General features: G+C 59.7%; 12 protein-coding genes. 8 read left to right on the forward strand and 4 right to left on the reverse strand.

All coding sequences use genetic code 11. The features are described 5' to 3' along the window. Window positions 1-106 precede the first annotated feature (106 nt). Together ABLU87_RS25365 and ABLU87_RS25370 are read left to right on the forward strand one after the other, a co-directional pair. The gene (locus ABLU87_RS25365) at window positions 107-214 is read left to right on the forward strand and encodes a type I toxin-antitoxin system toxin Ldr family protein (protein ID WP_004855299.1); all 108 of its coding nucleotides are present in this window, start codon (window positions 107-109) and stop codon (window positions 212-214) included. Between the two features lie 370 nt (window positions 215-584). Next, window positions 585-692 carry a type I toxin-antitoxin system toxin Ldr family protein gene (locus tag ABLU87_RS25370; RefSeq protein ID WP_014227177.1) on the forward strand — a complete coding sequence of 36 codons (108 nt, stop codon included), beginning with the start codon at window positions 585-587 and terminating at the stop codon, window positions 690-692. Between the two features lie 83 nt (window positions 693-775). Here ABLU87_RS25370 and bcsG read toward each other — a convergent pair whose 3' ends face one another. Genes bcsG through bcsE form a run of 3 tightly spaced genes read right to left on the reverse strand, consistent with a single transcriptional unit; the run spans window position 776 to window position 4,199 of the window. Then, window positions 776-2,452, reverse strand: coding sequence for a cellulose biosynthesis protein BcsG (gene bcsG / locus ABLU87_RS25375; protein WP_025106803.1), 1,677 nt, complete (start codon window positions 2,450-2,452; stop codon window positions 776-778). Beyond that, on the reverse strand, window positions 2,449-2,646 hold the full coding sequence (gene bcsF, locus ABLU87_RS25380) for a cellulose biosynthesis protein BcsF (protein WP_014227175.1): 198 nt from the start codon (window positions 2,644-2,646) through the stop codon (window positions 2,449-2,451). The genes bcsG and bcsF overlap by 4 nt, the downstream gene beginning before the upstream one ends. Continuing rightward, window positions 2,643-4,199 carry a cellulose biosynthesis protein BcsE gene (gene bcsE, locus ABLU87_RS25385; RefSeq protein ID WP_025106804.1) on the reverse strand — a complete coding sequence of 519 codons (1,557 nt, stop codon included), beginning with the start codon at window positions 4,197-4,199 and terminating at the stop codon, window positions 2,643-2,645. The genes bcsF and bcsE overlap by 4 nt, the downstream gene beginning before the upstream one ends. A gap of 167 nt (window positions 4,200-4,366) precedes the next feature. On the opposite strand from bcsE, the gene bcsR reads away from it, so the two are divergent. The 6 genes from bcsR to bcsC are packed head-to-tail and all read left to right on the forward strand — an operon-like array spanning window position 4,367 to window position 14,852. Then, window positions 4,367-4,555 carry a cellulose biosynthesis protein BcsR gene (gene bcsR / locus ABLU87_RS25390; RefSeq protein WP_004855289.1) on the forward strand — a complete coding sequence of 63 codons (189 nt, stop codon included), beginning with the start codon at window positions 4,367-4,369 and terminating at the stop codon, window positions 4,553-4,555. Window positions 4,556-4,566: 11 nt separating this feature from the next. Continuing rightward, entirely contained in the window at window positions 4,567-5,304 is a 738-nt protein-coding gene (gene bcsQ / locus ABLU87_RS25395; protein WP_032694187.1) for a cellulose biosynthesis protein BcsQ, read from the forward strand. Further along, window positions 5,301-7,919, forward strand: a complete 2,619-nt coding sequence (gene bcsA, locus ABLU87_RS25400) for a UDP-forming cellulose synthase catalytic subunit (protein ID WP_122117114.1) — start codon at window positions 5,301-5,303, stop codon at window positions 7,917-7,919. Before bcsQ ends, bcsA begins: the two co-directional genes overlap by 4 nt. A gap of 10 nt (window positions 7,920-7,929) precedes the next feature. Beyond that, window positions 7,930-10,272, forward strand: coding sequence for a cellulose biosynthesis cyclic di-GMP-binding regulatory protein BcsB (bcsB, locus tag ABLU87_RS25405; protein WP_122117115.1), 2,343 nt, complete (start codon window positions 7,930-7,932; stop codon window positions 10,270-10,272). 3 nt (window positions 10,273-10,275) lie between these two features. Next, window positions 10,276-11,385 (forward strand): cellulose synthase complex periplasmic endoglucanase BcsZ, encoded by a 1,110-nt coding sequence (bcsZ, locus tag ABLU87_RS25410; protein WP_025106808.1) that lies wholly within the window; start codon window positions 10,276-10,278, stop codon window positions 11,383-11,385. Continuing rightward, window positions 11,367-14,852, forward strand: coding sequence for a cellulose synthase complex outer membrane protein BcsC (gene bcsC / locus ABLU87_RS25415; protein ID WP_122117116.1), 3,486 nt, complete (start codon window positions 11,367-11,369; stop codon window positions 14,850-14,852). The genes bcsZ and bcsC overlap by 19 nt, the downstream gene beginning before the upstream one ends. 14 nt (window positions 14,853-14,866) lie before the next feature. On the opposite strand, the gene ABLU87_RS25420 is transcribed toward bcsC, so the two are convergent. After that, the coding region (locus tag ABLU87_RS25420; protein ID WP_348866056.1) for a hypothetical protein at window positions 14,867-15,180 on the reverse strand (314 nt) is incomplete at its 5' end.

The raw sequence follows: 15,180 nt of genomic DNA on the forward strand, positions 1-15,180 counted from the left end.
CCCGCACGTTGTTTGGTATCAACCTGGCAACGTATCGGGGGCTACTCTCAAACCTGAACAATTTGAGGATAGCCGCGAACGGTTGCCCTTGCAACAAGGCGGCTGTATGACGCTCGCTCAGTTGGGCCTGGTGCTGTGGGACGATCTGGCGGCTCCGGTGATTGCTGGCATTCTGGTCAGCATTATCGTGAGCCGGATGGATAACCGGAAGTAGCCGGCCGGTGGGTATCTGCCTGCCTTAGTGGCAGCATGCGCCCGAACGGGGCCGCAGGGGTAACAACCTGCGGCCTTTTTCGTTGTATTGCTGCAACAAAAAAGTTTCCTGGAATGCGTCTCGCACCGCGCGTAATGGCGGAGTGCGGGTACCCGATCGGGCCAGTAGAATCGTCAGCAAGCCGGGCTCGCCCGGTGAGGCGCAATGTTGCGGGGGCTTGAACCCCGGCGGCATCGATGGATGGGTTGCTGGAAAGAGAAATCCCCCGCACGTTGTTTGGTATCAACCTGGCAACGTATCGGGGGCTAATCTCGAACCTCAACAATTCGAGAATAGCCGCGAACGGTTGCCATTGCAACAAGGCGGCTGTATGACGCTCGCTCAGTTGGGCCTGCTGCTGTGGGACGATCTGGCGGCTCCGGTGATTGCTGGCATTCTGGTCAGCATTATCGTGAGCCGGATGGATAACCGGAAGTAGCCGGCCGGTGGGTATCTGCCTGCCTTAGTGGCAGCATGCGCCCGAACGGGGCCGCAGGGGTAACATCCTGCGGCCTTTTTCGTTTATTGCGGATAAGGGACCCAACTGCCGCCGTTCAGCTGAACATACGGTTTCCCCTGGTATTGAATGACGATGGCGTTGGAGTTTTCCGACACCGCCGCGCTCTGCGGCAGGTTGGCAATATACTGCTGCCAGTTGATGTCGTTTTCGTCAAACATCTTGCCGTCGAGGGCGCGGACCACCAGCTCAGAAATCGCCAGGTAGCTGCTTGGCTGGTTGATGATAATCGGCGCATCGGGGTGTCTTGCCTTAATGCCGAAAAATTTCACCGCCGCCGGTACGTTAGTAATGGATGGGCTGGGAATATCGCGCAGGCCGGAAACCTGCATTTTGTCGCCTTTCAATGCCGCACCGTGTTCCGGTACGACGATGACCAGCACCTTACGCCCCGATCTCTCCAGTTCGGTGAAGAAATTATCCAGCTCATCGAAGAACTTCTGCGCACGGGCTTTATAGTCCGCGGTTTTGCTCTGGCCCGGATAGTGGTTACCGTCATGCAGCGGCAGCGTGTTGTAGAAGGTCGCCGTGCGCGGCGTATTCAGCTTATCCAGCGACTGCAGCCAGCGGTTCAGCGTCGCCTGGTCGTCATAGACCGGAGAGCCGTCAAAGCCCTGCAGAATGACCGGCAGGCCGCTTTGATCCATCAGCGGGCTCTGGATCCCGCCCAGCGAGCGAAGCTCCTTCAGGAAGTCGCCGAAGATACCGTTGTGGCCGAGCATCAGCTGCTGGGTGAAGCCCAGCTTCGCCAGGTTTTCAAACAGATAGCATTCGCTGCCCGATGGCTGATAAAGGTTCGCATGAGAGAGCTGGCCGCAGCTGGCGCGCAGCAGACGCGCCGCCGCCGGCCCGCTGTAAGAGGTCGCCGAGTTAAAGTTTTTGAACAGCAGGTCGAAATGCTTCCACAGCGGATGATCCATCAGCCCGGCCGCTTCAATATCCGACCATGAGAGCGAGCAGATGTTGATTATCAGCACATCAAACGGCTGGGCATCGGCCGGAAGCGCATCCGGGAAAGTGGTTTTACGTTTTTGCTCAGAAGCGTAAAAGGCATTCAGCCAGTTGGTGAGATTGGCCGACGTCGGCGGCTCGGTCTGCGGCGGAATATCGTTATTCGCCGGCGCAGTATTGGTCGCGATGGCCGTTCCGCCGGCCGTATTAACGGCGGTGTTCGCCGCCGCGGTCGTCGGCTGACCTGCCGGCCAAAGGCTGAAAGAGGGCAGCAGCGGACTGACCACCAGCCAGACCACGATCGCCGAGACGAAAACCGTCACTCGTAGCCACTGGCTGATAAACAGCCACAGGACCAGCAGCACGAAGAACGCGCCGACCATATTCCAGTTAATAAAGCGGGTCACCAGATCCCAGATATAGTCGGCGCTGAAGCCGGCAATCTGCGAGCCCTGGCTGGCAATGCTTTCCGGGCCGGGCAGCCAGGTGTCGTGCCAGAACAACATAAAACCCAGCGGGATTGCTATCCAGTGGCGGATACGGTGCAGCTTATACTGCGGAATTGGCACCAGCAGGAAGGCCAGAAACACCAGGTTTAACATGGGATGAAAATTGAGGTATCCGCCCCATAGCAATGCGAACTTCACCAGAAAGTAGAAGTTCCAGCCAGATAAGCCTCGCCAGTACCGCCAGAGCGGAAGCGACGCGGTGGGTGTTTTGGGTTTGGTCATTTCGTTGATTTGCCTTGCCTGGATGTCGCTTCCCGGCGCAGCACGCCAGCCGGTTTGACATAACGGGGTTTAAAGAACATCAGTCTTAATGTGGTGCGAATACGCCGCTGGTAGTGGCGCGTCAGGTATCCCAGCGGGAAGAACAGCAGGGCGCACAGGACGACCAGCTGAATAATATCGGCGATAGACATCATAAGGTTGGCTCCCCATCAATGGACAGACGGTGCGCCTCGGGGTTGCGCCGCCAGCTTCGCCCGTCATGGGTGGCGTTGATGGTTTCATTTTTGCCAAGCGAAATGGGCAGCGGCGTGTTCCAGTTCTCCGGCAGAATCCCGCGCATCTGCATGATTTCAGCCGTTATTTGCTTATCTTCAAACCAAATCATGCGGTTAGAAAAAATATCGCCGGTTGGTAAAGGGAAAATATGGTTTAACGCGGTATCCAGGTCGTTCACCCGGCAAAATGACAGAAACAGCACCAGGCGGTTGTTGCCGATGGTCATAATGTCGCCCATACGGTTGGGCTTACACAGCGTCAGCGCCTGCTCTACGCGCAGGCCGGGCGCCGGGCGCAGCGCCACCATTACGCCTTTGCCATCGGCGGGCAGCATGGTGTTGGCCATAATATTGTGCACCGCTTCGCAGAAGTCCCCCCATTTCTGGTAGCCGCGCAGTTTTAGCGGCTGGCTCCAGGTCAGCAGAGTATTAAAATCTTCCGGGATATGGCGAGTAAACTGCTGTTTTTGAACGCTTTCTATAAGCGTGAGGCAGCGGGATAACGGCGCGCCGCTGGGAATAACCATATTGGCGCCGCTGCTCAGCAGCAGGCGTTCATCGGTGGCGCGCAGGCTTGGCGTTTGTTCGCGGACGACGATTTTTAACGCGCTGCCGCGCTGGCGGCGCAGGGTATGGATATAGCGTCCCAGCTGTTCAATCTGTTCGTTCTGGGTAATGGAGAAGATCAGCGTTGCCGCCTGCGCCATCCTCCCGGCGTTGAAAACGGCGTCATTGGTATCGAACAGCGTCCAGTATTCGGATAGCGCGGGGGCACCTTCCAGTACGCGCAGATTGCTAAGAATGACTTTTTCGTCGCTGCGCGGTTGCACCACCGTTTCTTCATCCTGTGCCAGCCGCCAGCCGTTTTCATCCTGAAGAACAATGAGCTGCTGCCGGGCGCTGATGCCTTTTTCGCTCCCCCACCAGGCGATATCGAACAGGTGGTTATCCCCCTGGTAACGAATACTTGCCAGGCCGGAAAGCGAACGGTACTCGCGTAATAAAGGGGAGAGTTGCTTATCGATATCGTGCCCGGAATTAAGTACTAGTAATGAACAACGATGATAATTAGTCCATCGATACGATTTCTCAACCCAATTGCATAAATCATCGCTTTTTATATTCTGCCAGGCATTTTCAGCGCATAGCAGAATAAACAAATAATTGCCAGGTTCGAGGGAACAAACTAAATCGCGGTGCATTTCTTGCAGCCCCTCAGCACGGTTCGGCATGCTAAATAACGCCACCTTTTCTGGCCCGCAATTTTTCTCTAGCTCAATGATTTTATTTGGGTTATCACCCATGACTATCGCCGCAACCTGGCTCTGTTTATCCTGGGCCGCCAGCGTATGGTTGAGCAGGCTTACCGCGTCGGCATAGCGGTCGACATTCAGCCACCATACTCCACCCACGGGCATATGGCGTACTTCGTCCCATAATGATGAAATACCCAAAGAATATACGATATCCACGGCGTCCCTCGTGAGACTTGATTTACACTTGATTAGTTTACTAGCGAAAGCGTCAGAGTAAACCTAACATTGAAATTAAAGGACATCAGTTTTAGCATGTAAACATATTTTAAGGATGATCTTACGCCTCTCGGTTTAATTTATTGTATTTTCCAACGGACAGAGAAATGCCAGCAAAAGAGCCTGCTGTACCCACCGATGCGACTTTGGGCTACACGTTTCAAAATGATTTCCTGGCGTTAAGCCGGGCATTTTCCCTGCCTGATATTCACTACCACGATATTTCCCGACGCGAGCAGTTAACCGCGGCGCTAAAACGCTGGCCATTACTGGCTGAATTAGCAGAGAAAAAGTAAGGAAGCCGTCGATGGCGATTCTGGGATTACAGGGCGTGCGCGGCGGTACCGGCACCACGTCGATTACCGCTGCGCTGGCCTGGGCGCTGCAATTACTCGGTGAAACCGTACTGGTGGTGGACGCCAGCCCGGACAACATGTTGCGCTTTTTTTTCAACGTCGATTTCAGCCACAAAGCGGGCTGGGCGCGCGCCACGATCGACGGCAGCGACTGGCGCGACGCCGGTCTGCGCTACACCTCGCATATCGATCTTTTGCCCTTTGGTCAGCTGACGCCGGGCGAGCGCGCGAACATTGACCAGCTTCAGCCGACGCTGGCGCCGATGGCCGGGATGGTGCAGAAGCTCCATCAGCAGGGCGATCACCGCTGGCTGCTGATTGACCTGCCGGACGGTTACTCGCCGCTGACCCGCTCCCTCATTGACGTCTGCGACCGCACGCTGGTCATCGTGCATCCGGACGGCAACAGCCATATTCGCCTGCATCAGCAGGCGCTGCCGGTCAATAGCGATATTTTGATTAACGATCTGCGCGTCGGCAGCCAGCTGCAGGAGGATTTGTATCAGCTGTGGCTGGAGAGCCAGCGCCGCATTCTGCCGGTGACTATCCATCGTGATGAGGCGATGGCGGAGTGTCTGGCGGCGAAGCAGCCGCTCGGCGAGTACCGGCAGGACTCTCTGGCGGCGGAGGAGATACTGACGCTGGCCAACTGGTGTCTGCTGCACTACGCCGGGAAGGGGGCGGAATGATTCGCCTGAGCACCCTACTGCTGGCGCCGCCGGTCGGGAAACGGCTGAACGAGCGCTATCGCGACTATCGCCAGCACGGCGCGTCGTGGCTGTCGGCCGCGCTGGGCTGCCTGTGGGCATCTCTGGCATGGGCGTTTATGCCGCTGGAAACGCCGCGCTGGCAGGCTATTCGCGAACGTCACGGCGAGTTTTTCCCGCATATTAATCCGCATCGGCCGCGCCCGCTGGACCCGATTCGCTACCTGCTGCAGTGCGTGTGGCTGCTGGCGACGCAGGTGCCGGAGCCGGATAAAAAGATCAACTGGCGTTCGCTGGCGGCGCTGGAAGGCGTCCAGGGGCGCTATGCCCAGTGGCTGGAAAAGCTGCCGGAAAAGGTTAACGCCCGCACCGGTCACCTGGATAAACATAAAGAGCTGGCTCACCTGTCGCCAAAGCTGCGGCGGCTTATTCTGGGCACGATAACCTTTTTCTCGCTAATCCTCGCGCTGCTCTGTATTACCCAGCCGTTTAATCCGCTCTCGCAGTTTATTTTCCTGCTGCTGCTGTGGGGCGTGGCGCTGCTGGTGCGCCGCATTCCGGGACGCTTTTCGGCCCTGATGCTGATCGTGCTGTCGCTGACCGTCTCCTGCCGCTACATCTGGTGGCGCTACACCTCGACGCTCAACTGGGATGATCCCGTGAGCCTCGTGTGCGGGATAATTCTGCTGTTCGCCGAAACCTACGCCTGGGTGGTGCTGGTGCTGGGGTATTTCCAGGTCGTCTGGCCGCTGAACCGTCAGCCGGTCCCGCTGCCGGAGGATATGGCGCAGTGGCCGACGGTCGATATTTTCGTGCCGACCTACAACGAAGACCTCAACGTGGTGAAAAACACCATTTACGCTTCCCAGGGGATCGACTGGCCGAAGGACAAGCTCAATATCTGGATCCTCGACGACGGCGGGCGCGAAGAGTTCCGCCAGTTCGCCAAAGACGTCGGGGTGCACTACATCGCCCGCACCACCCACGAACACGCGAAAGCCGGGAATATCAACAACGCCCTGAAGTACGCCAAGGGCGAGTTCGTGTCGATTTTTGACTGCGACCACGTGCCGACCCGCTCGTTCCTGCAGATGACCATGGGCTGGTTCCTGAAAGAGAAAGAGTTGGCGATGATGCAGACGCCGCACCACTTCTTCTCCCCGGACCCGTTTGAGCGCAACCTGGGACGATTCCGCAAAACGCCGAACGAAGGCACGCTGTTTTATGGCCTGGTGCAGGATGGGAACGACATGTGGGACGCGACCTTCTTCTGCGGCTCCTGCGCGGTGATCCGCCGCGGCCCGCTGGATGAAATCGGCGGCATTGCCGTGGAAACGGTGACTGAAGACGCCCACACCTCTCTGCGCCTGCACCGTCGCGGGCACACTTCAGCCTACATGCGTATCCCGCAGGCGGCCGGTCTGGCGACGGAGAGCCTATCGGCGCATATTGGCCAGCGCATCCGCTGGGCCCGCGGGATGGTACAAATTTTCCGCCTTGATAACCCCTTGTTTGGCAAAGGGCTGAAGCTGGCGCAGCGCATCTGCTACGTCAACGCGATGCTGCACTTTCTGTCCGGTATTCCGCGGCTGATCTTCCTGACCGCGCCGCTGGCGTTTCTGCTGCTGCACGCCTATATCATCTATGCGCCAGCGCTGATGATCGCCCTGTTCGTGCTACCGCATATGATTCACGCCAGCCTGACCAACTCGAAGATTCAGGGCAAATACCGCCACTCTTTCTGGAGCGAGATCTATGAAACGGTGCTGGCGTGGTATATCGCGCCGCCGACCTTTGTCGCGTTGATTAACCCGCATAAGGGCAAATTCAACGTAACGGCAAAAGGCGGACTGGTGGAGGACGAGTACGTCGACTGGGTGATCTCTCGTCCCTATATCTACCTCGTGCTGCTGAACCTGGTCGGCGTCGGGGTGGGGATCTGGCGCTTTATGTACGGCCCGGAAAACGAAATTCTGACCGTGTGGGTGAGCATTATCTGGGTGTTCTATAACCTGATTATTCTCGGCGGCGCGGTGGCGGTCTCGGTTGAAAGCAAGCAGGTGCGGCGATCGCACCGCGTGGAGATGTCGATGCCGGCGGCGATTGCCCGCGATGACGGGCACCTGTTCTCCTGTACCGTCCATGATTACTCAGACGGGGGCCTTGGGGTCAAGATTCACGGCGAGGCGCAGGTGCTGGAAAGCCAGCACGTCAAGCTGTTGCTGAAACGCGGGCAGCAGGAGTACGCCTTCCCGGTGCGGGTCGCGCGGGTCAACGGCAGCGAGGTCGGGCTACAGCTGCTGCCGTTAAGCAATCAACAGCATATTGATTTTGTACAGTGTACGTTTGCCCGCGCAGATACGTGGGCGCTTTGGCAGGATAGCTTCCCGGAAGATAAGCCGATGGAAAGCCTGCTGGATATCCTGAAGCTGGGGTTCCGTGGATATCGTCACCTGGCGGAGTTTTCTCCGCCGTCGGTGAAGGTTATTTTCCGCTCGCTCACCATGCTGGTGGCCTGGTTTGTCTCGTTTATTCCGCGCCGTCCGGAACGCGCAGCGGCGACACTCTCGGCAGAACCGGCGATGGCTCAACAATGATGATAATGCGATGAACAGAAAACTCTCTTTGATTTGTGCAGTAGCGGTGGGTATTAGCGGATGGTCTCCCTTCGCTTCGTATGCGGAACCGACGGCGGCGGCGACTCAGGCCGCGCCGACGACGACGGTGCCCGGTATCGCTGGTACGGTGGCGGACAGCCAGCCCACGGCGACGCTTGCCGATCCGGCAGCGCCGGTGGTGGTGCTGGATAACGCTCCGACCCGCGACGTGAAGCTGACCTTCGCCAAAATCGCCCCGCCTCCGGGCAGCATGGTGCTGCGCGGCGCGCGCCCTGAGGGGTCGGTAGAGTTCGGTATGCGCAGCGATGAAGTGGTGGCAAAAGCGCTACTGAATCTCGACTACACGCCCTCTCCGTCGCTGCTGCCGGTGCAGTCGCAGCTGAAGGTGTATCTTAACGATGAGCTGATGGGCGTGCTGCCGGTCACCAAAGAGCAGTTGGGTAAAAAAGTCAGCGCGCAGATCCCTATCGATCCGCTCTATATCACCGACTTTAACCGCGTGCGCCTTGAGTTTGTCGGCCACTATCGCGATGTCTGTGAAAACCCGGCCAGCAGCACCTTGTGGCTGGACGTCGGTCGCGAAAGCTATCTGGATTTAACCTACCAGTCGCTGAACGTGCGCAACGATCTTTCGCATTTCCCGATACCGTTCTACGATTCGCGCGATAACCGCCAGCTGACGCTACCGATGGTCTTCGCCTCCGCGCCGGGTGTCCTGCAGCAGCAGGCAGCGGCCATCGTCGCCTCCTGGTTCGGCAGCAAGGCGGGCTGGCGCGGCCAGCAGTTCCCGGTGCAGTTCAACGCGCTGCCGGACCGTAACGCCATTGTGTTTGCGACCAACGATAAGCGCCCTGACTTCCTGCGCGAGCATCCGCCGGTTAAGGCGCCGACGATTGAAATGATCGACCACCCGGATAATCCGTACGTCAAGCTGCTGGTGGTCTTCGGGCGGGATGACAACGACCTGCTGCAGGCAGCGAAGGGGATAGCCCAGGGCAATATTCTGTTCCGCGGCAGCAGCGTGACGGTTGACGATGTCAAACAGCTGCAGGCGCGTAAACCCTACGATGCGCCGAACTGGGTGCGTACCGATCGGGCGGTGACCTTTGCCGAGCTGAAAACCTACGAACAGCAGCTGCAATCCAGCGGCCTGGTGCCGGACTCCATCAACGTAGCGCTGAACCTGCCGCCGGACCTCTACCTGCTGCGCGCCAACGGCATCGATATGAACCTGAACTATCGCTACACCATGCCGCCTATCAAGGACAGCTCGCGCATGGATATCAGCCTGAACGATCGGTTCTTACAGTCCTTCAGCCTCAACAGCTCGCAGGATGTGAATAAGCTGATACTACGCCTGCCGGTGCTGCAGGGGCTGCTGGACGGCAAAACGGAAGTGACGATCCCGGCATTGCGCCTCGGCGCCATGAATCAGCTGCGCTTTGACTTTCAGTATATGAACCCGATGCCGGGCGGTTCTATCGATAACTGTATTACCTTCCAGCCGGTGCAGAACCACGTGGTGATAGGCGACGACTCGACCATCGATTTCTCGAAGTACTATCACTTTATGGCGATGCCGGATCTGCGCGTATTTGCTAACGCGGGCTTCCCGTACAGCCGGATGGCCGATCTCGCCGATACCCTGGTCGTGGTGCCCAAATCGCCGACCGAGGGCCAGGTTGCCACGCTGCTGGAGACGGCCGGCGGCATTGGCGCGCAAACCGGCCTGGCGGCCATTAACCTGCGCATGACCGACGACGGCAGCCAGATTAAGGACAAAGACGCCGACCTGCTGCTGATTGGCTCCATTCCGCAGGCGCTGAAGGACGACACGAAAATCAACCTGCTGGTTGAAGCGACCAAAAGCTGGGTGAAAACGCCGATGCGCCACTACGATCTGGCCAGCATCTATCCCGATACCGAGGCCAGAACGCCGAATACCCGCACCGACGTCACGTCGGCCGGGCCGATGGCGGCGATTATTGGCTTCCAGTCGCCGTACAACGATCAGCGCAGCGTCGTGGCGCTGCTGGCCGACAGCCCGCGCGGCAACGAACTGCTGACCCAGGCGCTTAACGACAGCGGTAAACGCGCGGCGATGTTTGGTTCCGTTGCGGTGATTCGTGAGTCGGGCGTCAATAGCCTGAGGGTGGGCGATATTTACTATATCGGGCACCTGCCGTGGTTCGAACGTATCTGGTTTGCGCTCTCCAGCCATCCGGTGCTGCTGGCTATTCTGGCCGCGGTCAGCATCGTCCTGCTGGCATGGGTGCTATGGCGCATGCTGCGTATTATCAGCCGTCGCCGCCTCGACCTTGATGATGAGTAATTGATGATGAACGCGGTGCGCGGTGTGGTGTTATCGGTATTGATGCTGGCGGCGGCGCAGGTGAGCGCCGCCTGCCAGTGGCCGGCCTGGGAGCAGTTTAAAAAAGAGTACGTCAGCGCCGAAGGGCGAATTATCGACCCCAGCGATGCGCGAAAAATCACCACCTCGGAAGGGCAAAGCTACGGGCTGTTCTTTGCTCTGGCGGCTAACGATCGCGACGGCTTCCGCAAGCTGTTCGAGTGGACGCAAAACAACCTTGCCGAGGGCGATTTGCGCGCGCATCTCCCGGGCTGGCTGTGGGGGAAAAAGAGCGATGACGAGTGGACGGTGCTGGACAACAATTCAGCCTCGGACTCCGATTTGTGGATAGCCTGGGCGCTGCTGGAGGCCGGACGTCTGTGGGACACGCCTCAGTACACCGAGGTGGGCAAGGCGCTGCTGGCGCGCATTGCCGACGAAGAGGTCGCCACCGTACCGGGGCTGGGGCCGATGATTCTGCCGGGGAGAGTCGGCTTCGTCGATGACCGCGGCTGGCGTTTTAATCCCAGCTATCTGCCGCCGCAGCTGGCGACCTATTTTGCCGCGTTTGGCGCTCCCTGGCCGAAGATACGCGACGGCAATCTGCGTCTGCTGCTGGAAACCGCGCCGAAAGGTTTTTCGCCTGACTGGGTGCGTTACGAAAAAAGCAAAGGCTGGCAGCTGAAAGCGGATAAACCCATTATCGGCAGCTATGACGCCATTCGCGTCTATCTGTGGGTCGGTATGCTCGATGACGGCGATAAGCAAAAAGCTCGCCTGCTGGCGCGTTTTAAACCGATGGCGACCCGGACGATTGACCAGGGCGTGCCGCCGGAAAAAACCAACATCGCGACCGGTAAAACTACCGGCAACGGTCCGGTTGGCTTCTCCGCTGCGCTACTGCCTTTCTTGCAGAAGGAAGATGCACGCGCCATTCAGCGCCAGCGCGTCGCCGATAACTATCCCGGCGCGGATGCTTACTACAGCGCGGTCCTGACCCTTTTCGGCCAGGGATGGGATCAACACCGTTTTCGCTTCACCGCCGGTGGCGAATTACGGCCTGACTGGAACCAGGAATGCACAAGTTCTCACTAAGCTTATTCACCCTCTCCTTAGGCGTCGCGCTGATGCCGCTGGCGCACGCCGCGACTACGCCTGTTCAGGAACATCTACTGGAGCAGGTCCGCCTCGGCGAGGCCAGCAAACGTGAGGATTTGGTGCGCCAGTCGCTCTATCGCCTGGAATTGATCGACCCGAATAACCCGGACGTTGTTGCCGCGCGGATGCGCTATCTTCTCCGCCAGGGCGATACCGCCGGCGCGAAGCAGCAGCTGGAGCGTCTGGCGAAGCTGGCGCCGGAATCGCCCGAGCTGAAAGCCTCGCGTGACGAAATGAAAAGCAGCACCGGCGATGGTCGCCAGGAGCTGCAGCAGGCTCGTCTGCTGGGCGTGGCCGGGAAGGTTGATGAGGCCATCGCCGCTTACGAGAAGCTGTTTAACGGCGTTCCTGATGATGATGACGCGGCGATTGAGTACTGGACGCTGGTGGCGCGGCTGCCCGCCCGTCATAACGAAGGCATCAATCAGCTGAAAAGACTCAACGCCCGCTTGCCGGGCAACGTCCCGCTGCAAACGGCGCTGGCGAAACAGATGTTTGGCGATAATAAGCCGGAAGAGGGATTTGCTTATCTGGAGCAGATGTCCCGCTCGGCGGCGGGACGCGGTATCGCGGCGGACATCTGGTTTAACGAAGTGAAAAGTATGCCGGTCAGCCGGGCCAGCGTGCAGGCGCTGCAGCGCTTTCTCATGCAGTTTCCCACCGGTTCCACCTCGGCGAATGCCCGCGTCCTGCTCGCTCAGCAGCAGACGCAGCTAAAAGACCCGACGTTCCGCGATCGCGCAGAGGGGCTGGCGGCGGTGAAGGCCGGGAAAGGTTCGGTGGCCGTGGCCGATTTGCAGCAGGCTGTGCGGGCGGATGCCAAAGACAGCGACGCGGTTGGCGCATTGGGGCAGGCGTACTCCCAGCGCGGCGATCGGGCGCGGGCGGTTGCCCAGTTGAGTAAAGCCATCAAAATGGACCCGGATAGCCCGAGCCGCGATAAGTGGGACAGCCTGCTCAAGACTAACCGCTACTGGCTGCTTATTAAGCAGGGCGATAGCGCCCTCAAAAGCGGCCAGCTGGCGCAGGCGCAAAATCATTACGCCCAGGCGCAGCGCATAGACAATACCGACAGCTATGCGGTGCTGGGGCTGGGGGACGTGGCGGCGGCGCGTAAAGAAAACGCGGCGGCGGAGCGCTACTACCAGCGCGCGCTGAGAATGGATCGCGGCAACAGCCTGGCGGTGCGCGGTCTGGCGAATCTGTATCGCGCCGAATCGCCGGAAAAAGCCAGCGCGTACATCGCCAGCCTGTCGCCGGGCCAGCGGCGCAGCATTGATGATATCGAACGCAGCCTGACGAACGATCGGCTGGAGAAACAGGCCGAAGCGCTGGAGAGCCAGGGCAACTGGGAGCAGGCGGCGGAAGTGCAGCGCAGACGGCTGGCGCTGGATCCGGATAGCGTGTGGATCGCCTACCGCCTGTCGCGGGATCTGGTCAGCGCAGGCAGCCGCAGCGAAGCCGATGCCATCATGCGCGCGATGGTCAACCGCCAGCCCGGCGATGCCGACCGGGTTTACGCCTACGGCCTCTATCTATCCGGGAATAATCAGGATGAGATGGCGCTGGCGCAGATTAACGCCCTGCCGCGCGGGCAGTGGACGGACAATATTCGCGAGCTGGAGGCGCGCCTGCAAAGCGATAACGTGTTGCGCCAGGCCAATCAGCTGCGCGATAGCGGCCAGGAAGCCAGGGCGATCGCCCTGATTAACCAGCAGCCGACGTCGGTGCGCTACGCGCTCACGCTGGCGGACTGGGCGCAGCAGCGTGGCGACAGCCAGACGGCAATTGCTGAATATCAGCGGGTGCTGGGGCAGCAGCCTGACAACGGCGATGCGCGTCTGGGCCTGGCGGAAGTGTATCTTGCCGATGGCGATAAAAACGCCGCCCGCGCCCAGGTGGCGCAGCTCAAGGGCGAAGATATCGATTCTATCAATATGCAGCGGCGTATCGCCCAGGCGCAGGCCGGGTTGGGCGATCGCGCTCAGGCGCAGCAAACCTTCGCCCGCATCGTTCCGCAGGCGAAAGCGCAGCCGCCGTCAATGGAAAGCGCGCTGGTGCTGCGCGACGCCGCGCGTTTCCAGGCGCAGAACGGCGAGCCGCAGCAGGCGCTGGAAGGCTATAAAGATGCAATGGTGGCCTCCGGCGTCGCCCGCGAGCGCCCGCAGGATAACGACACCTTTACGCGGCTGACGCGTAACGATAGCAGCGATGACTGGCTGAAGCGCGGGATCCGCAGCGACGCGGCGGATCTTTATCGTCAGCAGGATCTTAACGTCACCCTCGAACATGATTACTGGGGCTCCAGCGGTACCGGCGGCTATTCCGACCTGAAAGCCCATACCACGATGCTGCATGTGGATGCGCCGCTGGCCGACGGGCGAATGTTCTTCCGTACCGATCTGGTTAATATGGATGCCGGGAGTTTTTCGACGAACAGCGACGGCAGCTATTCGCCGAGCTGGGGCACCTGCGGTGAAATCGCCTGTAGCGGCGGCAGCAAACATCAGAACGATAGCGGCGCCAGCGTCGCGGTGGGCTGGAAGAACGATACCTGGAGCGGCGATATCGGCACCACGCCGATGGGCTTTAACGTCGTTGATGTGGTGGGCGGCCTGAGCTACAGCAGCGACGTTGGCCCGCTGGGCTACACCGTGAACCTCCACCGACGCCCCATCTCCAGCTCGCTGCTGGCCTTTGGCGGGCAGAAGGATAACCCTAACGACGGCCATACCGGCAAGACCTGGGGCGGGGTGCGCGCCGACGGCGGCGGTCTGAGTCTGAGCTACGATAAAGGCGAGGCCAACGGCGTCTGGTCTTCGCTGGGCGTCGACCAGTTGACCGGGAAAAACGTCGCCGACAACTGGCGCGTGCGCTGGATGACCGGCTACTACTATAAAGTGGTTAACGAAGATAACCGCCGGGTCACCGTCGGCCTGAACAATATGCTCTGGCACTACGATAAGGATCTCAGCGGCTATACGCTGGGTCAGGGCGGTTACTACAGTCCGCAGGAATATGTCTCCTTCTCGGTGCCGGTCACCTGGCGTCAGCGGACGGCGAACTGGTCATGGGAGCTGGGGGGCTCGGTGTCGTGGTCCCACTCGCGCACCAAAACCGAGGCGCGCTATCCGCTGCTCAATTTGATCCCTTCGCAGTATCGTCATGATGCCAGCCAGCTCACGGAAGAAGGCAGCAGCAGTTCTGGCGTCGGCTATACCGCGCGGGCGCTGATCGAACGACGGGTGACCAGCAACTGGTTTGTCGGGGCGGCGGTGGATATCCAGCAGGCGAAGGATTACACCCCGAGCCATGCGCTGCTGTACGTTCGCTATTCGGCTTCCGGCTGGCAGGGCGATATGGATATGCCGCCGCAGCCGTTGGTTCCTTATGCCGACTGGTAGCAGATTAGGCTGAATTATGCGACAGGGCGCCACTCCACGGCGCTCTTCGCGTATACTCGTTTCCTCCGGCCAGGCAGCCCGATTTCCCCTCCGGTGGCGCGGAAACTGCATAGCGCGCTGCATCCCGGAGGCGGCGCCAGGGGCGCCTTGTCCGGGCTACCGTCCCGATGGTGGTTGTGACCGTGTAGCCCGGGTAAGGCGTCAGCCGCCATCCGGGAATGTTCCCCGGTCGCGCTGTGCTTACCGGGGCTACCGGCCCGTGCCGCCTGCGGGTTTTGTAGCCCGGGTAAGGCGTCAGCCGCCACCCGGGAATGTTCCCCGGTCGCGC

The organism is Klebsiella sp. CB_Kp196, assembly GCF_040061575.1.
Lineage (GTDB): Bacteria > Pseudomonadota > Gammaproteobacteria > Enterobacterales > Enterobacteriaceae > Klebsiella > Klebsiella michiganensis.